This is a genomic window from Streptomyces sp. NBC_00210, from assembly GCF_045160975.1.
In the GTDB taxonomy this organism is placed as follows: domain Bacteria; phylum Actinomycetota; class Actinomycetes; order Streptomycetales; family Streptomycetaceae; genus Streptomyces.
In genome coordinates, this window is sequence record NZ_CP108120.1 from 410,345 (window position 1) to 433,250 (window position 22,906).

At 68.9% G+C, this 22,906-nt stretch carries 20 protein-coding genes and 1 pseudogene; 13 read left to right on the forward strand and 8 right to left on the reverse strand.

Translation table 11 applies throughout. The features are described 5' to 3' along the window. Nucleotides 1–180: 180 nt before the first annotated feature. The 5 genes from OG729_RS02135 to OG729_RS02155 all read left to right on the forward strand — a co-directional run bounded on the left by OG729_RS02135 (nt 181) and on the right by OG729_RS02155 (nt 4,304). Entirely contained in the window at nt 181–774 is a 594-nt protein-coding gene (locus OG729_RS02135) for a sigma-70 family RNA polymerase sigma factor (RefSeq protein ID WP_405803898.1), read from the forward strand. Continuing rightward, nucleotides 771–1,379 (forward strand): BN159_2729 family protein, encoded by a 609-nt coding sequence (locus OG729_RS02140; RefSeq protein ID WP_405803900.1) that lies wholly within the window; start codon nt 771–773, stop codon nt 1,377–1,379. The genes OG729_RS02135 and OG729_RS02140 overlap by 4 nt, the downstream gene beginning before the upstream one ends. 68 nt (nt 1,380–1,447) lie before the next feature. Then, the gene (locus tag OG729_RS02145) at nt 1,448–1,897 is read left to right on the forward strand and encodes a WhiB family transcriptional regulator (protein WP_360883941.1); all 450 of its coding nucleotides are present in this window, start codon (nt 1,448–1,450) and stop codon (nt 1,895–1,897) included. A gap of 773 nt (nt 1,898–2,670) precedes the next feature. Continuing rightward, nucleotides 2,671–3,453, forward strand: a complete 783-nt coding sequence (locus tag OG729_RS02150; RefSeq protein WP_360883943.1) for a calcium-binding protein — start codon at nt 2,671–2,673, stop codon at nt 3,451–3,453. A 68-nt stretch (nt 3,454–3,521) separates the two neighbouring features. Next, entirely contained in the window at nt 3,522–4,304 is a 783-nt protein-coding gene (locus tag OG729_RS02155) for a calcium-binding protein (protein WP_405803902.1), read from the forward strand. Between the two features lie 631 nt (nt 4,305–4,935). On the opposite strand, the gene OG729_RS02160 is transcribed toward OG729_RS02155, so the two are convergent. Further along, nucleotides 4,936–5,169, reverse strand: coding sequence for a hypothetical protein (locus tag OG729_RS02160; protein ID WP_360883949.1), 234 nt, complete (start codon nt 5,167–5,169; stop codon nt 4,936–4,938). 891 nt (nt 5,170–6,060) lie between these two features. Between OG729_RS02160 and OG729_RS02165 the strand changes: the two genes are divergently transcribed. Beyond that, the gene (locus OG729_RS02165; protein ID WP_405803903.1) at nt 6,061–7,059 is read left to right on the forward strand and encodes a trypsin-like serine peptidase; all 999 of its coding nucleotides are present in this window, start codon (nt 6,061–6,063) and stop codon (nt 7,057–7,059) included. 22 nt (nt 7,060–7,081) lie between these two features. Further along, nucleotides 7,082–7,309 carry a hypothetical protein gene (locus OG729_RS02170; RefSeq protein ID WP_360883954.1) on the forward strand — a complete coding sequence of 76 codons (228 nt, stop codon included), beginning with the start codon at nt 7,082–7,084 and terminating at the stop codon, nt 7,307–7,309. 479 nt (nt 7,310–7,788) lie between these two features. Here the strand turns inward: OG729_RS02170 and OG729_RS02175 are convergent, their stop codons facing one another. Beyond that, nucleotides 7,789–8,781, reverse strand: a complete 993-nt coding sequence (locus OG729_RS02175) for a TAXI family TRAP transporter solute-binding subunit (RefSeq protein WP_405803905.1) — start codon at nt 8,779–8,781, stop codon at nt 7,789–7,791. Further along, nucleotides 8,778–10,871, reverse strand: coding sequence for a TRAP transporter permease (locus OG729_RS02180; protein ID WP_405803907.1), 2,094 nt, complete (start codon nt 10,869–10,871; stop codon nt 8,778–8,780). The genes OG729_RS02175 and OG729_RS02180 overlap by 4 nt, the downstream gene beginning before the upstream one ends. Before the next feature lie 689 nt (nt 10,872–11,560). On the opposite strand from OG729_RS02180, the pseudogene OG729_RS02185 reads away from it, so the two are divergent. Then, nucleotides 11,561–12,064 (forward strand): annotated as a pseudogene (locus OG729_RS02185) (RNA polymerase sigma factor); the annotation flags it as partial. Nucleotides 12,065–12,088: 24 nt separating this feature from the next. On the opposite strand, the gene OG729_RS02190 reads toward OG729_RS02185, so the two are convergent. Together OG729_RS02190 and OG729_RS02195 are read right to left on the reverse strand one after the other, a co-directional pair. Beyond that, nucleotides 12,089–12,418 (reverse strand): hypothetical protein, encoded by a 330-nt coding sequence (locus OG729_RS02190; protein ID WP_405803908.1) that lies wholly within the window; start codon nt 12,416–12,418, stop codon nt 12,089–12,091. 75 nt (nt 12,419–12,493) lie between these two features. Beyond that, entirely contained in the window at nt 12,494–13,363 is an 870-nt protein-coding gene (locus OG729_RS02195) for an IS5 family transposase (protein WP_405803909.1), read from the reverse strand. Between the two features lie 66 nt (nt 13,364–13,429). Here OG729_RS02195 and OG729_RS02200 point away from each other — a divergent pair, with 66 nt between their 5' ends. The 4 genes from OG729_RS02200 to OG729_RS02215 all read left to right on the forward strand — a co-directional run bounded on the left by OG729_RS02200 (nt 13,430) and on the right by OG729_RS02215 (nt 17,241). Continuing rightward, nucleotides 13,430–14,713 carry a hypothetical protein gene (locus OG729_RS02200; RefSeq protein ID WP_405803910.1) on the forward strand — a complete coding sequence of 428 codons (1,284 nt, stop codon included), beginning with the start codon at nt 13,430–13,432 and terminating at the stop codon, nt 14,711–14,713. 171 nt (nt 14,714–14,884) lie between these two features. Continuing rightward, nucleotides 14,885–15,109, forward strand: a complete 225-nt coding sequence (locus tag OG729_RS02205) for a hypothetical protein (protein ID WP_405803912.1) — start codon at nt 14,885–14,887, stop codon at nt 15,107–15,109. Between the two features lie 645 nt (nt 15,110–15,754). Beyond that, nucleotides 15,755–16,453 (forward strand): NAD(P)-binding domain-containing protein, encoded by a 699-nt coding sequence (locus OG729_RS02210; protein ID WP_360883970.1) that lies wholly within the window; start codon nt 15,755–15,757, stop codon nt 16,451–16,453. Nucleotides 16,454–16,644: 191 nt separating this feature from the next. Beyond that, nucleotides 16,645–17,241 (forward strand): TetR/AcrR family transcriptional regulator, encoded by a 597-nt coding sequence (locus OG729_RS02215; RefSeq protein WP_360882923.1) that lies wholly within the window; start codon nt 16,645–16,647, stop codon nt 17,239–17,241. A 205-nt stretch (nt 17,242–17,446) separates the two neighbouring features. On the opposite strand, the gene OG729_RS02220 is transcribed toward OG729_RS02215, so the two are convergent. After that, nucleotides 17,447–18,532 (reverse strand): DUF2855 family protein, encoded by a 1,086-nt coding sequence (locus OG729_RS02220; RefSeq protein ID WP_405803914.1) that lies wholly within the window; start codon nt 18,530–18,532, stop codon nt 17,447–17,449. A gap of 58 nt (nt 18,533–18,590) precedes the next feature. Between OG729_RS02220 and OG729_RS02225 the strand changes: the two genes are divergently transcribed. Next, a complete protein-coding gene (locus OG729_RS02225; RefSeq protein WP_405803916.1) occupies nt 18,591–19,223 on the forward strand; it encodes a TetR/AcrR family transcriptional regulator in 633 nt (210 codons plus the stop codon). 91 nt (nt 19,224–19,314) lie between these two features. Here OG729_RS02225 and OG729_RS02230 read toward each other — a convergent pair whose 3' ends face one another. Continuing rightward, nucleotides 19,315–21,651 carry a transglycosylase domain-containing protein gene (locus OG729_RS02230; RefSeq protein ID WP_405803918.1) on the reverse strand — a complete coding sequence of 779 codons (2,337 nt, stop codon included), beginning with the start codon at nt 21,649–21,651 and terminating at the stop codon, nt 19,315–19,317. A gap of 294 nt (nt 21,652–21,945) precedes the next feature. Next, entirely contained in the window at nt 21,946–22,812 is an 867-nt protein-coding gene (locus OG729_RS02235; RefSeq protein WP_360882935.1) for a UbiA family prenyltransferase, read from the reverse strand. Between the last annotated feature and the right edge of the window lie 94 nt (nt 22,813–22,906).

The window sequence follows — 22,906 nt, forward strand, 5'->3', positions numbered from 1 at the left end:
CAGACCCCCCTTGACGCAATCTACATCTACATGAAGAATGCAGATGGCGCCGCGAACCACAGACAGCCGATGTCCTGCAGCTGCGAAATCTACATCTACATGAATATTGAATATGAGGGCGGCGACCGGACGAGCCCTCATCCACCGTCACCACTCCATGAGGCCAAAGGAGTTCATGCCATGCTCGAACAGGACAACTGCCCGATCGGTCCGCCGGGAGGCCCGGAACCCGCGTTAGTCACGCGGGCCCGCGCCGGTGATCGCGAGGCGTTCGCCGCCCTGTACCGCGAACACCACCGGCTCGTGTACCGCTATCTCTTCTTCCGCACACAGAATCGGCACCTGGCCGAGGACCTCGCCCAGGAAGTCTTCATCCGTGCGCTGCGCCGCATCGACAGCTTCGCATGGCAGGGCTCGGAGTTCGCCGCCTGGCTGCTCACCATCGCCAGGAACCTGCACCTCGACGACGCACGACACAGTCGTACCCGGCTGGAGACGTTGGTCGCCGAATTCCGGGACGCGGGGGAAGGCGACCGGAGCGTCGAATCCACCACCCTGCGGGAGCTGGAGGCGATCGAGGCCCACGAGGCGGTCACCACCGCCCTGCGCACACTCAACCCCTATCAGCGGCACTGTGTGGAGCTGCGTTTCATCTACGGACTGTCGACCGAGGAAACGGCCCATGAGCTGGGCCGGACCGTCGCGGCGGTCAAGACACTCACGTTCCGGGCCATGCAGAGGCTGCGCTTGACGGTTGTGACGGTGGCCGCGTGACCGGGAACCCGGCCCACGTCGTGGCAGCGACGGAGCTGGAGCGTCAAGCGCTTGCCTGGGACGCCGTGTGCCGGCGGGCCGGGCATGTCGCCTTGGCCATCGAGCGGCGGATCGGACGTCACCCGGACTTCCAGGGCGTCCACGCCGAGGGGGACAGCGTGCGCATCGTGCTGCACGTCACGGATCCGGCCCAGTGGGCGCGATGGCGCGCGTACTTCCAGATCACGGACGACGGCCGGCACACAATGCCGTATGCCGTCACCGCGGAGGGCAACCAGGGCGGGGCCCGGCTGTCGGTGGTGGCCTACGAGGTTCCCATCGCGGGACACAAGGCGGCGACCGCATCCGTGACGCGCCCGTTTCGGCTCGGCCGGAACGTGTTCGACCTGGCACTGCCCCAGCGCGACGCCCACGGCGACATCTGGCACTTCCAGGGATACCGTGCGCACGACGGGATGCCGTTGATGTCGCTGGGCGCCCGACCCGAACGGTGCTCGCTCGCGAACGTCGCGACGCTCGTGGGCCCCCTGACTCCAGTCCGCAACGCGGCGCCGTCCGCGGATCCTCCCGCATCGACAAACGCCCGGATCGGCCGGGCCCGATGAGGCTGCCGAACGCACCCGGATCACGGCGGTACGCGCGCCCCTCAAAAAGCCCCGCCTCATCCGACGCAGTGGACCTGACCACCAGGACATGGGAGCTGAGCGCCGCCTGCCGGGACGAGGACGGCGAGCTCTGGTTCTCCCGCAGGACCCTGGTCATGGCCATGGCCATCTGCACCGCCTGCCCGGTGCTGGACGACTGCCGGGCCGCCGTACTGCGACGCGAGGAAGGGCTGCCGAAGCGCGACCGCCGGGGCATCATCGCCGCCCTCACCGGCGCACAGCGACACGCCCTCGAGCACGAGCGGAAAAGGCAGCAGCTGCCCCCGCCCGACCCCAACACAACAGATCGCGGGCCCGGCCGCCCGAGGGAGCCGGCGCCCTGCGGAACACGCGCCGCGTACCAGCGCCACCTGCGCAGGCAGGAGCCCATCGACGACGCATGCCGGGCAGCCAACAACCGTGGCGCCTGCCGCTACCGACAGACCGGCACCACCGAAGGACACTCCGCCGGCTCGTGACCCCCTCCCCCACGACACCATCCGTTCCGGCGCCCCGGGCCCGGCAACAGCGCCGGGCCGGGCCCGCTCGACTCCGGTAGGCAAGCTCGGGAGGCACGTCGGCCGGACAGCGCCCCCTGCCAGTCGACTCGGCAGGGGGCCCGTCCGTGACACGGAACATGCCGAACGAGGTCGGCACGGCCTGTCACAAGGCCGCACCACAAGGACGGCGAACGATTCTGCGGCAGCCCGTGCCGTTCGTGCGCGGCTGGGAAGTGGCTCATGTCTGCACTCCGGAAGCCATGAGTGGTGTTTCCGCCACCGTGGACGCGTTCCTTTCCGCAGCACTCGTGCCGCCGGCACGGCCTGCACCGCAGGTGAGAAACTCGCGGAATTATCCACTCATTGGCGCTAAACACTCTCCTCCACAGGTTCTCCACACGGCATACTCAGGCCCGGCAGCCGAGGGGCGCCTCGCATCATCCGATGTGTGGCAACGTTTTGACAATGCGCGCCCCGTCCTGCTGTGAGCCACCACGCATTGCCGTACTGCCGTCATGAACGCCGGGAAGGCGAGCACACCATAAGAGGCCGTTTCCGGCGGGCAAAATTCCGCTGTCCCGTACCAAGGTGACGAGGCAACGATTCGCGTGCCCGTGGAACGGCTCGACGCACCCATGCGGCACAACGCCGTTCCATGAATGCGGGTGGTGCCGCTGCGCCATGTCACCACCGGGCCAAGAAAGCAATTCCGAGCCGAGTAACGATCCCGCACGCTTTACAGGAGGCTGGTCATGGACAAGGCGCTTCATCGCACCGTTGCGCTCCTGACAACGGTGTTCGGCTTCACGCTGTGCCTCACAGGCCCGGCGAGTGCTACCCCCGCTACCCAGCCGACCGGCTCCGCTGCGGCCGGCACGCTGGTGAGCAAGAACGGCACATCGGTCACCGTCACCGCCGCTGTGGGCCTGGGCAACACCATCTCCGTGTGGCAGGTCGGCGACACGATCCGGGTAAGGGACACCGGTGACACCATCGTCGCTTTCGGCGGGTGCACGGCGCTCAGCGCCACAGAGGCCGTCTGTCCGGGGGCCGGCAGCCTCACCGAGCTCGTCGTCAACGCCGGTGATCAGGCCGACAACGTCACCTCGTCCCTGGCAAGTCCTGGGGTAACCCTCATCGGCGGCGCGGGTGACGACAGCCTCCAGGGCGGCAGCGCCAACGACACCCTGGAAGGCGATGAAGGCTCCGACTTCCTCTCCGGTGGAGGCGGCAACGACACGCTCAACGGCGCCAGCGGCCCGGACCGGATCTTCGGCGGCGCCGGCAACGACTCGATCGAGGGCCGGGCCAGCTCCGACGTCATCAACGCAGGCCCCGGGAACGACGTGGTGAGCGGCGGCAACGGCGGCGACCAGGTGGTCGCGGGCACCGGCAACGACTTCGTGGAGGGCGGCGCCGGCCGGGACAGCATCAACGCCATCGACGACGTCAGCGGCAACGACTACGTCCAAGGGGGCACAGAGGTCGACAGCTGCACGGCCGACCTCGGCGACAGCGTCACAGAGTGCCCGTGACCGGCGAGCGCGAACGGCGCGGAAACAGGCCGGCAGTGCCAGCGACACGACGAAGGAGACGCACAACCATGACAGCCCGACGTATCAGCGTGATCCTTTCGGCCGGAGCGCTCCTCTGCGCTGCGCTGGCCGGCACCTCGGCCTCGGCGGCCCCGCTCACCGCCGAGCCCCGGCACCCCGCGGGCGCCACGGTGGTCGAGATGGTCGGCGGCACCCTGCTCGTCACAGCGGATCAGGGCGTGGCCAATGACATCACCATCCGCCGTCAGGGCAGCGTCGTCCTCGTGTCGGACAACGCGGACGAGGTGCGCGCCCTCGCCCCCTGCGAGACACGGTCGCAGAACACCGCGGCGTGCCCGCTCCCCACAGCGGTGCAGGTCAACGGCCGGGACGCCGATGACGACATCACGGTCTCCCCGAATCTGGATGCTCCCGCCACTCTCTACGGAGGCGACGGCAAGGACCAGCTCAACGGTGGCCCCCGAGCAGATCACCTCGTCGGCGACGACCCGACCGGCGCCTTCGGCCTCACCACAGCGACTCCCGGCAACGACACCATCAACGGCGGGCCCGGGAACGACACCATCTCCGGGCTGGGAGGAAACGACACCATCAACGGCAACGCCGGAAACGACACTCTCAACGGGGACGAGGGCAACGACACGCTCAATGGGAACACCGGAAACGACACCCTGGCCGGAGGAAGCGGCAACGACACACTGAGCGGCGACGAAGGCAACGACACCCTCAACGCCACCGACGGGGTCAACGCCAACGACAGCCTCGACGGCGGTCTCGCCTTCGACAGCTGCAACCGCGACGCCGGCGACTCGATGGTCAACTGCCCCTGACAGCGCTTCCGGTGTGAGTTGGTAGCCGAGAGCGCGGGAACCCGCCGGCCGGGGCGCGGCCCGTCACTCCTCGCCCCGGCCGGCGAGCATCGCACCGAACGAGCACGGGCTGCGGGAGATCATGTCCGGCCGTACCCGCCGCATGATCCCCCGCAGCGCTCACCCCGCAACCACGGCCATCCCGGCCGGGAGCCGGACGCCCGCATTCCGGGCTCGTTCCTGTCCATCAGGTGGTCCGCGGCGACAACAGCCAGTCTCCGGAAGCCCGCGCTGGCCGGTCGGGCACCGTGCCCATGGTGCTGCGGAGCACGGCAACGGTAGGTCCTCAAGATCCTTCTCGGCGTTAACCGCTGTACCGCTGATACTCAACGGCGTTTGATACTCAATCGGACTTGTCGATGAACAACAGATCCGTGGACAGACCTTGGCAACCAGTCGTGAGCGACATGGCCAACTGCGCCCGCATGCCCACACCGTGCGCACGGGCCGAACTGAGCCGCCGCCTCTCGTGGCCTTCCTCCTGGCTCGCAGCCCAGCGAGAGCGATGAGAACCTACAGAACCATCTCAGGTGTGCCGGTGCCGGACGCCGTCCTGCGACTCCACCCACAGTTACGCCAGAAACCCGGCCGCTCAGGGGACCCACTTGTACGTGCCTCCGCCGACCCATCTCACGACCGCGGGATCGTCGAGGTCGGGATGGGGCATCCCAGCCTGGTGCGCAAGCCTGATCACATCCACCATGTTGTAGGCAGGCCCGGCAACCTCCCCGTTGATCTCCACCAGGCGGTACGGAGGGTCGCCCGGCACGACGCCGAGGACGACGATGGGTGCGGAGTGGAACGCCTCTTGAGCATCGTTGGTCATGCTTACAGCGTGTGGCAGGGACGCAACGCGCACATCTCGAGCGGACCAGTGGGTGGGGACTGGCCAGAGCTCGGGCCCGAGGATCTGATCGTGGTGCCCGGCTACCGTGCCGGGACCACGCTGGCCACACCGCCATCCGGCGGAGGCGGCATCGACCGCCGCAGCGCGCGAGGGAATCTATCCGAGGTCGTGCCGCCCAGCAGGTGGTGGACGACAGAGCGCTGAACGGGGGCGGCCGCGGCCTCTCCCCCGTCGCTTCTGTCGCCTCGGTCACCTCGGTCCGCCGCGCGGTCCGGCATGATCCGCGGCCCGGACATGCCCTCGCCGGTATTCGCCAGGAAACACAGCAGCGGGAGGTAGCCGAGCCGCCTACGGTCCCGGCGGCGCGGGAAAGACCGCCCTGGCCGACTGCTCGCGGGGCCAGGGGATCGCCGAACCGGTCGCGCCGGGCGCGGCTACCGTGCGTCAGACACCGTAAACCTTCAGGGGCGCAGCACTAGCAGGGCAAGGGGCACGGCAAGTAGCGCCGCGGCAGCGGTTGTTAACTCTTCAGGTCATTCGTGGACGTTTCCCAGGTTGCCAAAGGCTGACGCAACAGATCAGGCCAAGTACGCCGTGTGCTGCCGCAAAACCGGAAGCTATGCGTGATTGCGCAGACAGGGGGCCGGGCCCGTAGCAAGTGCACTCGTCGACGCCCAGCACACATGCATTCAAAGGGAAACCGATGAATCCGCTCCGTCCGAAATCCGCAGCTGTCCATACGAATGAGCGGACGGGCTCATTTCTTACTATCCCGCGGGCACTTTCCGGACCTACGGTCGCTCTGCTCCGCACAATTGAGGGCGAAATTGCCGCAATGTGCGCACGATTCAACCATTGGGGGTACCACCTATGCGCAGCCTGAGACACGCGCTTCTGCCGCTGGCCACCACCGCGTTACTGGCGTTGGCCGGGGCGGGTCCCGCCTTGGCGGGACCCGCCGACTCCGGTTCCGGACCCGCCGCCGTGCCCGCCGGGGCCGCGACCACCGCCAGTCCCACGGCACGACTCTCCAACGGCACGCCGGTCGATTCGACGGCAGCCGCCGCGCTGTCCCGCTACTGGACGCCTGAGCGGATGAGCAAGGCCATCCCGCTCAACGTGAAGGATGCGCCGCAGGCAGTCCGCGGCAAGGCCGGACCCACCGGCCGGCCGGGATCGACCTCGCCGGCCCGAGCGCGGTCGGACGCCAAGCGGACGCTGGTCAACGAATCCGCAGCGGTGGGCAAGGTGTACTTCACCAATCCCAGCAACGGACTCAACTACGCCTGTTCTGCCAGCGCTCTCAACAGCGCCTCCAAACAGATGCTCATCACAGCAGGGCATTGCGTCCACGGCGGCAGCGGCGGCACGTGGATGACCAACTGGGTCTACGTACCGCGCTACCGCTCGGGCGCCCGCCCGTTCGGCACCTACGCCGCCAAACAGTTCCGCACCTTCAACTCCTGGATCAGCAGCAGCGACCTCGGCCGGGACGTGGCCATGGTGACCACCTGGCCCCTCAACGGCAACAAGATCGTCAACGTCACCGGCGGTCACGGCCTGAGCTGGAACTACTCGCGCAACCAGGCGATGACCGTGATGGGCTACCCGGGCAACCGCGACAACGGCGAGCTCCAATGGGCCTGCCAGGGCACCACGCGCGGAGTGAGCGACGGGCGCATCGAACTTCAGTGTGACTTCGGCCCCGGATCCAGCGGCGGACCGTGGCTGCGGGAGTTCAACGACGCCAACGGCCTGGGGAACGTGAACGGGGCGATGAGTACGATCTCCTCGGGCGGCTGGAACCGGAGTTCCTACTTCGACGACGCGGTCAAGGGCATGTTCGACGCCCAGGGCAGCGTCACCTGACCTCCTGACAAGGAGCGGTCCCATGGGTCACAGTAGCTCGCGCCGATGGGGAGTCGTGGGCGTCCTTTTGGCCGCTGTCGCGGCGACAGTCGCATGGCGTACCGCCACGGCCGACCGGGGCCGCGAGCACCAGCCGGACCCCAGAACCACCGGCAGCGAGGGGCGGCAGAGTCCACAAGAGGTCCAGGACTACTGGACACCGGAACGGACGAAAGGGGGCCGGCCCGCACCTATGCCGGAGGACGACTGAATCCGGCGGATGGCTCAGGCGGGACCGGGGCGGCGCGCTTTCGACGGCGCATCGCCTCGCCTACTCCACCCGTCCCCCGACGGCCGGCAACGCGCACACGATCACCCTCGTTTTATGCCTGGTGGCCCGGGTGGACCGCGACGCGCCGCGGGCCACTCGGGTGCCCTGGGGGCCGGGGCATCCGGTCCTCGGCGCAGGCATTCCGACCCCGGGTCAGGCCTTGTTGTGCGGCGGCCCGGGCGGCGCACCAGACCGGCCAGGGCAGCGGCGAGCGATCCAGACAGCCCCGCACCCCCAGCACGGCAAGAAGCCGGGCCACCTCATCCCGCAGCAACTCCACCCGCTGCCAGGCGGCCAACTCCCGCTGCTCCAGCAACCCCATCACCGGCGGCAACCGGCACCTCCACCGCAGAGACGACACAATGTCGGTGGTGCAGGGCGTCGGCGGCCGGACGCCCTGCACTTACCCGACGCCGGGCTCAGGCCTTGACGGTGCGGTTCGCCAGCGCGGCTTTGGCACCCGGATTCAGGGGCAGCGGCGTGGTCTTGGGAGCGTCGCCGGCGCTGATCTCCTTGGCGGCCGGGTTCACCTGCACCAGATTCGGCTGGTGGTCGAGGAGCACGTTGATGATCTTCCTGGCCAGTTCCGGGTCGAAGCCCTTCTTCACCAGCAGCACGTTGGGCACGACCACGGTCGGGACGTCGGCAGGCTGCTTGTAGGCGGAGGCAGGTATCGCGCCCCGCTGGTAGACGTCGCCGTACTCCTTGCGCAGCGCCGGCAGTTGCGGGGTGATGTCGAGGAAGCGCACCTTGTCGCCCAGTGTGGTGGTGAGGTCAGTGATTCCTGCGGTGGGCACGCCGCCCGACCAGAACAGGCCGTCCACCGTGCCGTCCTTCATGGCGTCGACGGTCTCGGGCAGTTGCAGGCGCTGTGCCCGTACGTCCTTGTTCATGTCGAGCCCGCCTGCGGCGAGGAGACGCTTGGCAATGACCTCGGTGCCGGAGCCGGGCGCTCCGGTGGAGATCCGCTTGCCCTTCATGTCCGCCAGCGACCTGATTCCGGAGTCGGCCCGGACGACCACCTGGGTGTAGTTCGGGTAGAGCCGGGCGAGCGCCTCCACCGGCTGCCGCGTGGTGAAGGAACCGTCGCCGCGGACCGCGTCACCGGCGGTGTCCAGGAGGGAGAAGCCGATGTCGTAGTCGCCCGCGACGACGCCCTGGATGTTCTGCACGGAGCCGCCGGTGGCGGTTGCGGTGGCACGGTAGCCCTCGATGTTGTCCGAGATCAACTTGCCCAGACCGCCCCCGAGTTGGTAGTAGACCCCGGTGGTATTGCCGGTCGCGATCGTGATCCGACCGCCGCCGGCATCCTTGCCCGCCTGGTCGTGCTGCTTTCCGCCGCAACCGGCGGCAGTGAGGACCAGGGCCGCAACCGCGGCGGCAAGGCCCAGGGCACGAGGACGCATGTTCATGGGGTGGAGCTGCCTTTCATCAGAGGAACTTCAGCAATGGCCGCCTCCGCGGCGCAGCGCCTTCGCGCTGCCAGGCGACGGCGGACCACATGGGTGCCGAGCGCGACCGCCGACAGCGCCGAGCCGGCGATCAGCGAGACGGGCTCGAGGTACAGCAGAAGGAGTGCCGCGACGGCGCAGAGGCCACGTTCGACCGGAGTGCTCGGCCCGAGCATCCAGCCGCCGGTGGCGGCCGCGAGCGCGGCGACCGCGAGCGCGGAGACGCAGGTGACCCAGGCGATGTCCGCGAAAGACCCCTGGCCCAGCAGATGCGCGCCATTGTCGGTGAGCACGAACGAGAACGGGATCAAGAACGCGGGCAGGGAATACTTCCAGGTCTCGTTCATCGTCCGCATCGGACTGCCGCCGGTGACGGCCGCGGACGCCGCGGCCGCCAACGCCGTGGGCGGGGTCACCTCGGACAGCACGGCGTAGTAGAAGATGAACATGTACGCCTCTGGCGCAGTGACGCCGAGGGAGGTCATCGCCGGTGCGATGATCACCGCGGAGATGATGAACGACGCGGTCACCGGCACGGCAAGTCCGAGGATCGAGACCGAGACAGCCGCAAAGAGCGCCGTCAGCGTGAGCTTCACGACCGGATCGCTGCCGAGGGCGCCCGCAGCGTCCACGATGATCGACGCGAGGTTCAGGCCGAGCCCGGTCTCGGTGACGACGGCGACGATGATCCCCGCGGCAGCGCACGTGGCGACCACCGGCAGCACCGACCTCGTGCCCTGCGCCAGCGCCTGGTACAGCCGTCGTGGGGTCAACCGGTGGGCAGGGTCGAGGAACGACAGCGCGAACTGCACCGCCGTCGCGTATACCACCGCCTTGAAGGGTGGCAGGTCCGCCGCCATGAAGCCGACGATCAGAAAGAGCGAGAGGAAGTGGTAGCCGAACCTCACCAGCAGCCGCCAAGGCGATCGGCGCTCGTCCTCCACCGTCTCGTTGAGGTTTTTGCGGGCGTCGATCTCGATCGCCAGCAGAATGCCGAGGTAGTACAGGAGCGTCGGCACGGTGGCGTAGATCAGCACCGTGACGTAGCTCTCCCGTAGGTACTCGGCGATGACGAAGGCGGCGGCCCCGAGGGTGGGCGGCGACAGGATCGCCCCGATCCCCGCGGCGGCGAGCACTCCCCCGCCCTTCTCCGGCGAGTAACCGGCCCTGCGCAACAACGGCCACGCCACCGAGCCGAGGCTGACCGCCGTTGCGGTGCCGGAACCGGAGACGGTGCCCATCAGCAGGCCCGCGGCCGTCACGGTCCGGCCAGGTGCGCTGCGGGACCCGCGGAACGCGGCGAAGGACACGTCGATGAAGAACCTCCCGGCGCCCGACAGCTCCAGCACGGTTCCGTAGAGCGTGAACAAGACGATGTAACCGGCCGCCACCTTGAGCGGCATCCCGTAGAACCCGTCGGCGCCCATGAAGAGGTTGGCAAGGATCGCGTCAACGTCGAGGCCCCCGTGCGCCAGCGACCACTCGTACGGGAGCAGACCCCCGTAGTAGGCGTAGAGCAGGAAGCCCGCACAGAACGCCGGCAGCACCCACCCGGTGGTCCGCCGGCACGCCTCGAGGACCAGCAGGAGCAGTACCAGTGCAACGACGGTGTCGAGAACGGTGGGAAGCTGCCGCCGCTCGAGGAACCCGTCGAAGTCGAGGAGCGGATACCCGCAGACCACCACGGCGACCGCGGCCAGCACCCAGTCGACGACCCCCGGATCGTCGCCACGGGGCTCTTCGACACCGGTACCGTGCCGCCCGTCGCCCGGACCCGCCCCCGTCGAGCGACGCCACGGCAGCCGGAAGGCCGCGCTGCGCACGCCCGCGCGGTGCGTCAGGAAACAGAGCGGCAGCGCCACGGCGAGGAAGACGGTGACGTAGTACTGGGAACCCTCTTCCAGCGGAAAGAAGACCGTGCACAGTGCGAAGACCGAAAGCGCGGCGCAGACCGCGGACACCACGGCACTGACAATCGGCGAGAGCCGCCGCATCGGCCGCTCCTGCTCGTACTCGGCAACCAGCTCTTCGACGGTCGGCAGCGGCGGCAACGGCGGGTTCTCTTTTCTGGTGTTCCGGGGACGAGTTCACGGCCACGAAGGCTGGTCTGTGACGCGGGGAGCAATTTCCAGCGATCTTGAGGCGCAGGACCATGCCAGCAGAGCGCCAAACCCGCCGTCTACCGAGGAGTAGGGGATGGCCGTGAACCTTTCGGGCTGGGTCCATAAGGTTTCGGTCACCTCTTCGGGTGAGCGACCTTCAGGGCGTGCCCCCAAACGACGTCGAACGGGACGGACTTGACGGTCCTGAGCGGCCGCCTTGCCGGACGCCGCCCAACTGCCTTAAGCCGGCCGGCGCTGCGAGCGGCCTGCACCCGCTCGGCCTCCTCCCGCAGCCGCTCAGCCGGAGATCACGCCCACCCAGCCCGAACCCGAGGCCGGAGATGACCGTCGCTGATGCCATGCGTCTACACCGTGACCGGGCTTCTCGATGAGTGAAGTTCGTCCGCGCCGCGGATTGAGGGTCGCCGAGGCGTCGCAGCGACAGGATGGGATGGGGCAGCGATCGGGACGGTGAGATTCCCGCAAAGAATCTAGGTGCGAAGTGTCCCAACTTGGGCGGCTCGCGCGACGGAGTCACCGAGAGCACGCCTCGAGGGGCGGCGTGCACGGACCGTCGGCGACGGGAGAGGCGGGAACCTGTGGCGGAGAACGACCACGAAGTCATTGAGCGCTTTCGGATGGGTGACTGGGAGGCCGGGAAGAGCCTGCTGGACCAGTACGCTCCCCGGCTGCTGTCCCAGGCACGCAGCAAGCTGCGTCGATGGCCAGATCTGGCTGAGGATGTCGTCTCTCAGGCATTCTCCGCGCTGGCGCGGTACGACAAGCCGATCGAGCGCCTGGAGCCCTGGCTGAAGAAGGTCGTCGAGAACAGGGCCGTGTCGGAATACCGCCGCTTAGCCACGGAACACCGGAATCTGCTGGAAGCAGGGTCGAAGCCAGAGCTGATCGGCCTGCTTCCAGGGCCCCGGGAGCTGGCGTCAGCGCGGGAGGCCGAGGAGCATCTGGCCACCGTGACGATCTGGGACGACCTCTTGGAAGCGCTGAAGCCGACGGACCAGGACGTCATGTGGCAGACGCTGACCGGGGTGTGGACGGGGGCATCCACCGAGGAGCAAGCCCGGGCCCTGGGAATCAGCACGAGCACATACCGCAAGAAACAGCAGAGGGCGCGGCAGCGAGCACAGGACGCACTACTAGGGCGTGTTTTAGAACTCGCTGATCTGCCTGTTTGGCCGTCCGGAGAGGTCGCGGGCGGCCATCCAGATGGTGAGGTTGCTCGCGATCCGGCCGATGCTGGTTTCGGTGGTGACCTCGTGCTCGCGGTGGGTGGTGTCACGGCGGACGACCTCGTAACCGCCTTCGTCCAGGACGGCGACCGAGGCGAACCAGGCCGGGTCGTCCTCGTCGGGCTGGATGACGACGAAGGTGTTGTCCGTGTCGTTGAGGTCGTCGATCAGCATGAACAGTGCGTCTTCGGACGGGTCGTCGAAGTGGTCGCCGTTCTCGCTGTCGCCGCAGTAGTACCGAGCCCCCATCGGACTGTCTCCCCTCAACATGCTGGGCTGTGACCGCCGTTCAGCATGGCATGCGGGGCCGACACCGTCGGCAGGTCACAGCCATTCGTTGATGGCGGCGACATGGACGGTGGCCTCGAAGCGAACGGCGAGCTTGTCGAACCGCATGGCCACCGCCCGATTGCGCTTGAGCCGGTTGATACCGCATTCGACCGCGTGCCGGGCCTTGTAATCCTCGTGATCGAAGACCGGGGGACGCCCGCCATTCGTCCCACGGCGCTTGCGGTGGCCTGCCTGGTCGGCCGGTTCCGGGATGGTGCAGCGGATCCCGCGCCGACGGAGATAGGCACGGTTGGTGCGCGAGGAATAGGCCTTGTCGCCCCGCACCCGCAGCGGCCGACTGCGGGGACGCCCGAGCCCCAGCCGAGGTACCCGGATGGCTTCCAGGACAGCCACGAACTGTGGGCTGTCACCGCGCTGCCCGGCGGTGACCAGAAGCGATAACGGCCGCTGGCCCTGTTCACAGGCCAGATGAATCTTGGTGGTCCAGCCACCCCGGGACCGGCCCAGGCCGTGGTCGTCGGGCTCGGCCCCCATCCCGCCCGGCGGTTCCTTCTGGGCTTGCCCGTCCCGGCGGGCACCGGCCGCATGCTGATGAGCCCGGCAGATCGTGGAGTCGACGTTCACTTCCCACGTGATCAGCCCGGCGGCATCGGCCCGAGCCTGCAACCCGGTCAGTACCACCGACCAGACACCATCGCGCTGCCAGCGGCGAAAGAGCCCATAGACCGTCTGCCACGGCCCGTACTCCACAGGCAGATCCCGCCACGGGGCACCGGTCCGCACCCGCCACCGGATCCCGTCGATCAACCTCCGCCGACACGCTGAAGGTCTGCCCACCCCCGCGACCGGCAACAACGGTTCCAGCACTGCCCACTGGCCATCTGAGAGATCCCCACGCCCCACACCGAGAGCATCACGGCATGAGGCGTGGCCAGGAGCCCAGTTCTAAAACACGTCCTAGTGCTGCACATGTCGCAGCCGGAGCGCCAGACGTGCCCGGAGCTGCAGGCCATCTTCAAGCCCAGGAGGCGCGCAGGTGTCGGCGGTGACGAGCCCGCCGGAAAGCCGGACGCGGCAGCGGTCTCGGTCACGCCGGATGTGGTGGAGAACGTGCTGCTACATCTCCGGGGCTGCGAGGACGCGTGTAGAGAACATCATGAAGAACTGCGCAAGAGCCAGAAGCTGCCCGCGCTGGGGGCGCTGCTGCCGTCTCCGGAGCTGCGCGACCGGATGCGCAGCATCTGCGATGAGGTGCGGCTGGAGAATCAGGCAAAGACGGAAGGGCAGAAGGACCGGGGTGCCGACAATCCGGACACCTCTGGCGATGCAGGGACCGGCCGCGCCCGCGTGCGGACCCGGGCCGTCCACCAGGACGTGCTCGGCGCGGTTTCCCCGCCCGTGCGTCCGGGGCGGACTTCGCTTGGCCTGACGCGTCGTGTTGCCAAAACGATCGGAGCGGGCGTTGTTGCCGGACTCCTCATCGGTGTAGTCGTCGACAAGGGCGAACCGAACATCGGTCTGCCGTGGCAGGGACTGGTGCCGGGCGTAGGCACCCCCACCGACCCGGGCGACAGCACCGAGGGGGTGCCCGGCAACGATCCGAAACCGCAAGAGGGCGGCGGCACGAGGAACGGCGGCACGGACAACGCCGGCACGGACAACCACAGCACCGACAAACACAGCACGGACAACGGCGGGACGGACAACGCTGGCACGGACAACCACAGCGCCGACAACGGCGGCACCGCCAACCGCGGCACGGACAACCGCGGCACCGACAACCGCGGCACGGACAACGGCGGCACCGACAACCGCGCAACAGACAACGGCGGAACAGACAACGGCGGCACGGACGTCCCGCCAGAGGACCGCACCGGCCCCAGCGTCAGCCTCGCTCAGATCAGCACCAGCGCAGTTGCGCAGCAGGTCGTGGACAATCACGGCTCGCTGATGCAAACCTGCGGCCCGGGGACGCCCGCGACCTACAGCGTGTGGGTGGCCGTGTCGGATCCGTCGGGGGTCGCGTACGTGTCGCTGACCATCAAGCACCCCACTGACGGGACCTACTTCTCGACCGACGGGGTCCTGGACGGCGGCAGCGTCCGATTCGACGTCCCGGCGTACCGGACGGGCCCCAAACCCTTGGAGACAGTGCAGCTGGAGCTGTCCGCGATGGCGAAAGACGTACACGGGAACCGCACCAAGGCCGGCCTCGGATCGCTGCCGTTGTACGAGTGCGGTGAGCCTGGCTGACCTGAGTGCGGCAACGGCATCACAAGCCCGGTCCCGCACAAAGGGACGAGGCCGCCGTACTTGCAGAACCACAGTTGAAGTACGTCCAGACCCACATTGCAACGCCCTGCCGACTCGCAGCAGCACGCCTTCACCGGGCCGGCAGGGCGACTGGGAACTCCAGGAGGAAACATGGCCGCAAGCGACAGTGACACGCCGCCGGGACAAGCAGAGGGATCGACAGCCTGCGCCGACGAGACCAGGCCGCGAGCCCGACGGCCCGCCGTACCTGTTCTTCGGATCGAGCCCCGGCTGTTCTGGGTTGCCGTGCTCAGCCAGGCGGCGGCAAGCGACCAAGACATCTCGCTGTGCTGGCAGCGCCCGGGCGCTGCCAGGCGCACCACGGCGGTGACGTGATGCATGTGCTCGCTGCCGCACTGCCGGAGTTTCTCGGTGCACTCGGTGCCGCATTCGTCTTCGCCGCCGCCAATTGGGCACTCCGGCGTCGGCGTTCATGCTCGGCTCCGCCGACCAGCGCCCACAGTGACAGCGACCGTCCCCAACAGTGACGACCCTCCGAGGCCTCCGGTCTGGGTGCTGGCCGTCCCACTGGCAGCCTTCGCCCCCGGCGCGTTGATGCTCGTCCTGCCGCTGGCCGAGCAGCGGCTCTGTGTTCGGTGCCACCGCAGCCCGCCTGTCTGCGAGCGTGCCACGGGCAGGCGTGCGCAGGTCGTGCCGAGGGTGGGGCCGGATGGGCATGAAGGCCCCGGCCCCGGTGCGGGTCGTCCCCGCAGGAGCGCAGACCGGCCGGGTCTGCCTCGGCTAGCTCGGCATCCGGGTGAAACCCCGCTCGGTCGGCAGCTGCAGCGCGGCCCAAAGGATCGCGGCCTGCTTGCCTGAGCACCGGGGCCGACGCGCTGCACCCGGCAGCCCTCGGTTACCAAGGCCGTTGCAATCCATGCTCGACAACGGACCGGATTGAAATACCGAACGACTCGGTTTAGATTTTACTCAGGCCGCACGAACGCTCTGCGTCCAGCCTTCCGGAAGGGACCTCACGTCATGCGTTACGCCGTTCTCGGCACCGGCATCGTCGGCCGGACTCTCACCGCCAAGCTCGTCTCCCTCGGCCATGAGGTCGTCATCGGGACCCGCGACCCGCAGGCGACCCTCGCCCGCACGGAACCGGACGGTATGGGCAACCCGCCGTTCGCCGCCTGGCACGCCGATCACAGCGACGTGCGGCTTCAGACCTTCGCCGAGGCCGCCGCTTTCGGCGAGACGGTCCTCAACACCACATCAGGCGCCGGCGCGCTCGACGCCCTGCGGGCCGCGGGCGCCGCGAACCTGGCCGGCAAGGTGGTCGTCGACATCGCCAATCCGATGGACTTCTCCCGGGGCATGCCGCCCACCCTGAACCCGGTCAACACGGACAGCCTCGGCGAGCAGGTCCAGCGCGCCTTCCCCGACGCCCGCGTGGTCAAGACTCTCAACACCATGAACTGCTCGATCATGGTCAACCCGGCCTCCGTCCCCGGCGAGCACAACGTCTTCGTCTCAGGCGAAGATGCCGGCGCCAAGGAAGCCGTAACGGAGCTGTTGGCCTCCTTCGGCTGGCCGGCCGGCAGCGTCATCGACCTCGGCGGTATCGAGACCGCCCGCGGCACCGAAATGCTGCTGCCGATCTGGCTGCGGCTGTACGGCGCCCTCGGAAACGCCGCATTCAACTTCCACATCCAGGGCGCTCACAAAAGCGCCTGACCCCGCAGACGGAGCGGGCGCCGCGGCACACATCCCCGTATCCGCCGCGGCCTCCGCCCAACGCCCTACGTCCTACGTCCTACGAACGGGACCGGGCTGAGCAGGCGAGCGCCATGAAGACACAGGCCGCCGGCCGAGAGCTGCGTATGGGCGAACGGAACGGTGCCGTACCGGTCGCCTACCCTTCGATCATGCGCGACACGAAGACCACCAAAGGAGCCGGTAGGCCACGGTCGGCCGAGAAGGACGAGGCGATCCTGCGGGCAGCCCTGGAACTGCTGGCCGCCCAGGGATACGTCCGCATGACGCTGGATCAGGTGGCGACCGCCGCCGGTGTCAGCAAGTCCACCATCCACCTGCGCTGGAAGACGAAGGCCGACCTGCTGACCGCGGCTCTCGCCGGCCTCCGCATGGCAGACGCCCCGCCCGCCTCCGGCGACATCCGCACCGACCTCGTCGACATCCTGAGGGACTTCGCCACCACGGTCGAGCGCGTGAACGGTATGGCACTCATCGGCACGTGCCTGGCCGAGGAGCCCCATACCCCCGAACTCCTCGCCCTGCTGCGCGAACGCACCGTACTCCCCCGCCGCGCCCTGCTGCGGGAGGCACTCGAACAGGCACGGGAGGCCGGGCAGGTCCGCGCCGACGCCGACCTTGAAGCGGCGACCTCCGCGCTCCTCGGGCCGTTCTACGCCGACTACATGGCCGGCCGTGGCGGTCAGCCGGAATGGGCGGAGCAGGCCGTGGACCTGGTCCTCGCCGGACTCCGTCCACGGACTGCGTGACGGGTGAGGGATGAGGGATGAGGGATGAAGGGCGACGGGCGACGCGGGGATTTCGCCAACCGCAGGAAGCGCTGTCGCAGTTGGATCGCACTCTCGCTACGCGTCCGCACCGAGTACAGCCCCCAGCAGGCTCCTGTAAGGCCGCCAGCCGTCATAGTCACACTGTCCGGACCACGGAGAGTCCTGGAACGAATGACGGATCCGGTCAGAGAACAAGCACATGGCCGGTGCGCGGGGCGGTCCGCCCCGACTGGACCTCGTGCCAGACCTTTTCCAGGGCCTCGGGGCCGTGATCGTGGACGACGTCGACCCACCCCTCGACCACGGGGGCGAACCGCTGCCATGCGTCGGCGAAGCGCCGGTTCAGCCCTTCGCGCCCCCACTCGCCGAGGCGCTTGCGCATCTGGTCGGGTGCGAAGAACATGGCCGGTCCGGTCTCGGCGAGTGTGCCGGCCGGCCCGGGCTGCTGGTTGGTGACGCCGACGACCACGTGGTGCACCAGCGCGTCGCCGAGGTGGGCGCGCAGCGTGGCGGTCAGGGCCTCGTCGCCGGCGAAGTCGGCGTACAGGGTGGGTTCGGCCGGGGAGAGTTGGGGGGCGTCCTCGTACGTCAGCACCCGGTCGTAGCAGCCCAGGCTCTCGGTGAAGGCGAGGTTGCGCCGGGACGTCAGGCCCACCACCTCGCAGCCCCGCCCTTGGAGCAGGTAAGCGGCGCCGTAAGCGGTCTTGCTCGACGCGGAGGACAGGACGGCAGTGCGGGCGCCCAGCCAGGCGTTGTCGACGAGCCAGTCGGCCAGCATGAAGGAGGTCCAGAACAGCGGGCGGTAGAGGATCTGGAGGTCCTCGCGGTCCGCCTCGTATGCGAGATCGCCCGAGGTCAGGGCATAGGCGTTGTACGGGGAGGGCAGCGTCGCCCGGTGGGGGCTCGCCTCCCGGAAGCCGCGCTCGTTCACCCGCCCGGGACGCACCAGCAGGTGGCTGCCGGACGGGAAATAGCCGTAGAGGCGGCTGCCGTGCTCGACGCCGTCGACCCGCGATGCGACGACCTCTGCGAAGCCCCAGAGCGGGACGATGCCCCAGCCCGGCCGGGTCGGGAAGAACTCCCAGTAGCGGAAGGAGTCGCCGAGCGCGGCGTAGGTGACGTTGTTGGCGGTGAGGCCGACCCGGTCGACCCGCAGCAGCGCCTCGCCGTCCCGGACCTCCGGGACGGGCGCCTCGGTCAGTTCTGTGGTCGAGAGGTCATCGCGGGCGACGAGCAGGTTCCAGCCCTTGGAAGTGGCAGTGGTGTCCATGGGTCCGGAACGTACTTGAATCCGGATTCGGATTCAATAGTCGGCTAGGATGCGCCTCATGCCCTCCCCTGATCACGCATCGTCCGAGTCCTCAGTCCCCCGGCGCACCCGGCGCGGGATGCGCACCAGGGATGCCCTGGTCGCCGCGGCGCGGCGGATCTTCGAGCGCGACGGCTACCTGGACGCCCGGATCGTCGACATCGCGGCCGAGGCCGGCGTCGCCACCGGGAGCTTCTACACGCACTTCGCCTCCAAGGACGAGGTCTTCGCCGCCGTCCTGGCGGAGTTGCAGGACGAGATGCTGCACGCGGGAGTCAGCAGCGGCAGCGGAAGGGAGCTGCGGCGCGGGGTGGAGGACGCCAACCGCGCCTACCTGGAGTCGTACCGCCGCAACGCGGCGCTGATGGCCGCCATGGAGCAGGCCGCCGCCGTGGACCGGCGATTCCTGCAGCTGCGGTTGCAGCGGTCGCAGGCGTTCATCGACCGCAGCGCCGCAGCGATCACCCGCCTCCAGGAAGCCGGAGTTGCCGATCCGGCGCTCGACCCGGCGGTCACCGCCCGGGCTCTGAGTGCCATGGTGAGCCGCATGGCGTACGTGACCTTCGCCGCCGACCAGCCTGTGCCCTTTGAGGCACTGGTGGAGACCCTCACCCGGCTCTGGATGAACGCGCTGCGCATGCCCCAGGAGTGAAGGTCGGCTCTGGCGTCTCAGCAGTGGTCCGGCGTGTGGCCGACGAACGCACGGTATCTGCCGCGCGGCAGGGAGGTCCTGGAGCATCTGGTCAGGGTTCCTGGGACGAGGGAGTGGTGCTGGTCTCGTCGGGCTGTTGTGTCGGTCCCGGCGGAGGCGTGGACGGAACCACCGTCGGAGCACTCGGACCGGGTTGAGGCGTGGACGGAATCGCCGTCGGTGTACTGGGACCCGGCGACGGCGTGGACGGAACCACCGTCGGCGTACTCGGACCCGGCGAAGGCGTGGGAGTCTGCGTCACGGTCGGCGCGGGCGGGGTGGGCCTGGGAGTCTGCGTCCCGGTCGGCGCGGGCGTGGTGCCGGGCTCGGTGGTGGGGCTCTCAGTCTCGGTCGGTGCCACCAGCTGGAAGTCCTTCACCGGCAGGTTCTTCAAGGCCGCGGCCATGTAGGCGGTCCAGATCCTTGTCGGGTACGAGCCGCCGTTGACGCGGCTGGTGCCCGCGGCGGTGCCGAGAGAGAGCCGGACATGGGACTTGGGATCCTCGGCGAACATGGCCACCGAGGTGGTCAGCTGGGGCGTGTAGCCGACGAACCAAGCGGAGCGGTTGCTGTCCGTGGTGCCGGTCTTGCCTGCGGCGGGTCGGCCCAGGCCGGTGGCCACGTAGCCGGTGCCCTCCGCACTGACGACGCCCTTCAGGACCGAAGTCACCTGGTCGGCGGTGGCCCGGGAGAATGCCCGGATGTCCTTGTGACCTGGAAGGTCGTACGACTTATTGTCCCGGATGAGCTTCTGCACCGACCACGTGGCGATGCGCCGGCCGTGATTGTCGAAGGTCGCGTAGGCCTCGGCCATGTCGAGCGGGCTGGGGGCTGCCACGCCGAGGGCCAGGGCGGGGTTGGCGCTCATGTCGGGGGTGGTGGAGGGGAGGCCCGCGGCGATGGCGGCCCTTCGGACGCCGGCCAGACCCGCGTCGGCGCCCACCTGCGCGTACACCGCGTTCACGGACTTCATCATCGCGCTGCGCAGGCTGATCCGGCCGTAGTCACGATCGTCCTCGTTGGGTGGGCAGTAGTGCAGACCTCGTGGCAGGCCCTGGACGCAGCGGCGGCTGGTGCCGTCGTAGCGGGTGTTGGGGGTGATGGTGCGGCCGTCCTGGGTGGTGGCGTGGTGCTCCAACACGGCGGCGAGGGCGAACGGCTTGAACGTGGAGCCCGCCTGGAGGTCGTGGCGGATGGCGTCGTTGTAGGGCTGCGTGGCGTAGCCCGGCCCGCCGTAGGCAGCGAGGATCTTTCCGGTGGAAGGGTCCACGGACGCGGCGCCGACGCGGATGGCTTTGGCTTTGCCGGTGTCCGGCAGCTGCCGCAGTCCCTTCTTCACCGCCTCGACCATGGCGTCCTGATTCTTCTTTACGAAAGTGGTCGTTATGTGCCAGCCACCCGAGGCGAGTGTGGCGTCATCCATGATCTTGCTGTCGACGAGGTAGCGGCGGGCGATGTCTATGAGGTACCCGGCTTGGCCGCTGACCCCGGGGGTGGGGCGGGGTGCCCTGGGCGTGGGGAAGGCCATCGTGGCACGCTCACCGCTGCTGAGGTAGCCGAGCTCGACCATGCCGTCCAGGACGTAGTTCCAGCGTGCGACGGCCGCGGCGCTGTTCGCCCCGGTCGCTGTGGAGACGTCGTAAATGCTGGGAGCCTTGAGCAGGGCCGCGAGGTAGGCGCTCTGCTGGACGTTCAACTGTGAGGCGCGGACGCCGTAGTACGCCTGTGCGGCGGCCTGGACGCCGTAGGCATTGCGGCCGAAGTAGCTGGTGTTCAGATACCCGGCCATGATGGCTTCCTTGCTCTGCGTCTCATTGACCTTGATCGCGATCACGGCCTCCCTCACCTTCCGGCGGAGGGTCTGTTCTTGGGTGAGGTAGTAGCTCCTCACGTACTGCTGGGTGATCGTCGAGCCGCCCTGCAGGCCCTTGCCCGTGACGGTGCGCCAGGCTCCGCGCAGGATGCCGCGGACGTCCACCCCTTGGTTGGAGTAGAAGGTCCGGTCCTCGGCGGCGACGACAGCATGCTGCACGTCGACCGAGATCTCGGAGAGGGGCACCGCTGCGCGGTTGACCGCGCCGGTACGGCCCAATTCAGCGCCGTCGGCGTAGTAGTAGATGTTGCTCTGGCTCACGGCGGCGGCGTTGGGGCCCGGGACCTGGACGCTCACGTAGAGGGCGGTGAAGGCGGTGATGCACACAAGGAGCACGGTGAGCAGACCACCGAGCATCATCCGCCAGGTGGGGAGCGCCCGGCGCCACCAAGGCATCGCACGGCGCGCCTCCCTGCGCATATGCCGTGCCAGCCTGCGGGCCCGCCTTGTGGTCCGCAGCAGGTCGCGCCAGTTGGCGCCCGATGGGACTGTCGATTCGCTCGGCCCGTCGCTCATGCGTACGCAGCTCCTCTGGCTGGCACGGCCGGGTTCCGCCCTTCGGGAGGCGCACAGGGCCCGGGTGAGGCGTGCCGCTCCGTATGCCCCTAATTGTGCAGCTTCTTCCCTTCTGATGCCGGACCATTCCTGTGAGCCCGAGGGCTGCGCTCGGGGCCGCTGATCGCGATCGGTACGGAGCCGCCGGCGTTGAATGCGCGCGTCCACGCAGGTGCGTACTCACCCCCGTGCCCCGACCGCGCTCACCGTCGAGCGGGTGGATACGGTCGGCGAGTCGCCCGCGCAGGGGCCCGGTCACGCAAGGCCGGTACCACGCACCAGGAGCAGTGCCAGATCCGACGTCGCGACGGCGACCGTCCCGGCGAACGCCGCCTTGCGCCAGTACCGGCCGAGTGCGAGACCGGCGATCCCTGCCAGGGGCGCCGCGGCGAGCGTGGCCACTCCCCAGGTGCCGGCCGGCCACGCAGGTCCGAGTACCAGTACCGCCGATGCTGCCACCAGCGGGACCGGCAGCAGCAGCCGGGTGCCAGTGATGCCGAGCCGGTGCGGCAGGCCCCGTACTCCGCTCTCCAGGTCGTCGCCGATGTCCGGGAGTACGTCGCCGAGGTGGGCCGCGATGCCGAGCAGTGCTCCGGCTGTCATCGCCCACCACGCAGGCCAGGGACGGCCCGGCAGACTCAGGGCGACGACCGCGGGCAGGCTGCCGAATGCGAACACGTACGGAAGCCAGGACAGCGCCGTGGCCTTCAGCCTCAGGTTGTACAGCCATGCCGAGGCCACCGCAGCCAGGTGCACGACGCCGGCGAGCACACCGCAGGCCAGCGACAGTGCCACACACAGCGCGAGTGCCGCGTGCGCCGCCGCCCACACCGCGCTCCGGCTCACCGCACCGTCGGCCACCGGCTTGCCGCGGCGGCCGGCCGCGGCATCGCGTCGGGCGTCGAAGGCGTCGTTGCACCAGCCCACCGAGAGCTGTCCGGCCAGCACGGCCGAGCCCAGCAGCGCACAACGGGCGCTGCCGAGGCCTGCACTGACGGACAGTCCGACAGCGAGGACGGTCACGGCGATCACCGGCCCCGGATGACACGACAGAGCGAGCCCCACCGCGCGGCGGAACGACCAGGCGGCCGCGGCGGACAAGTGCTGGTCCGTAGTGCCCACCGGGCGAGGGTAGGCGGACCGCACCGGATGCGTGTGACCGCCGCACGGGTTATTTGCGGTGTTTCGTCCCTACGCGCGGGCACAGATGGGCCAT

Bases quoted from the DNA above. Each gene is read 5' to 3' on its own strand.
- OG729_RS02135 (WP_405803898.1), top strand. From the start codon at position 181: ATGCTCGAACAGGACAACTGCCCGATCGGTCCGCCGGGAGGCCCGGAA.
- OG729_RS02150 (WP_360883943.1), top strand. From the start codon at position 2,671: ATGGACAAGGCGCTTCATCGCACCGTTGCGCTCCTGACAACGGTGTTC.
- OG729_RS02155 (WP_405803902.1), top strand. From the start codon at position 3,522: ATGACAGCCCGACGTATCAGCGTGATCCTTTCGGCCGGAGCGCTCCTC.
- OG729_RS02160 (WP_360883949.1), bottom strand. From the start codon at position 5,169: ATGACCAACGATGCTCAAGAGGCGTTCCACTCCGCACCCATCGTCGTC.
- OG729_RS02165 (WP_405803903.1), top strand. From the start codon at position 6,061: ATGCGCAGCCTGAGACACGCGCTTCTGCCGCTGGCCACCACCGCGTTA.
- OG729_RS02170 (WP_360883954.1), top strand. From the start codon at position 7,082: ATGGGTCACAGTAGCTCGCGCCGATGGGGAGTCGTGGGCGTCCTTTTG.
- OG729_RS02175 (WP_405803905.1), bottom strand. From the start codon at position 8,781: ATGAACATGCGTCCTCGTGCCCTGGGCCTTGCCGCCGCGGTTGCGGCC.
- OG729_RS02190 (WP_405803908.1), bottom strand. From the start codon at position 12,418: ATGGGGGCTCGGTACTACTGCGGCGACAGCGAGAACGGCGACCACTTC.
- OG729_RS02200 (WP_405803910.1), top strand. From the start codon at position 13,430: ATGTCGCAGCCGGAGCGCCAGACGTGCCCGGAGCTGCAGGCCATCTTC.
- OG729_RS02205 (WP_405803912.1), top strand. From the start codon at position 14,885: ATGGCCGCAAGCGACAGTGACACGCCGCCGGGACAAGCAGAGGGATCG.
- OG729_RS02210 (WP_360883970.1), top strand. From the start codon at position 15,755: ATGCGTTACGCCGTTCTCGGCACCGGCATCGTCGGCCGGACTCTCACC.
- OG729_RS02215 (WP_360882923.1), top strand. From the start codon at position 16,645: ATGCGCGACACGAAGACCACCAAAGGAGCCGGTAGGCCACGGTCGGCC.
- OG729_RS02220 (WP_405803914.1), bottom strand. From the start codon at position 18,532: ATGGACACCACTGCCACTTCCAAGGGCTGGAACCTGCTCGTCGCCCGC.
- OG729_RS02225 (WP_405803916.1), top strand. From the start codon at position 18,591: ATGCCCTCCCCTGATCACGCATCGTCCGAGTCCTCAGTCCCCCGGCGC.
- OG729_RS02230 (WP_405803918.1), bottom strand. From the start codon at position 21,651: ATGAGCGACGGGCCGAGCGAATCGACAGTCCCATCGGGCGCCAACTGG.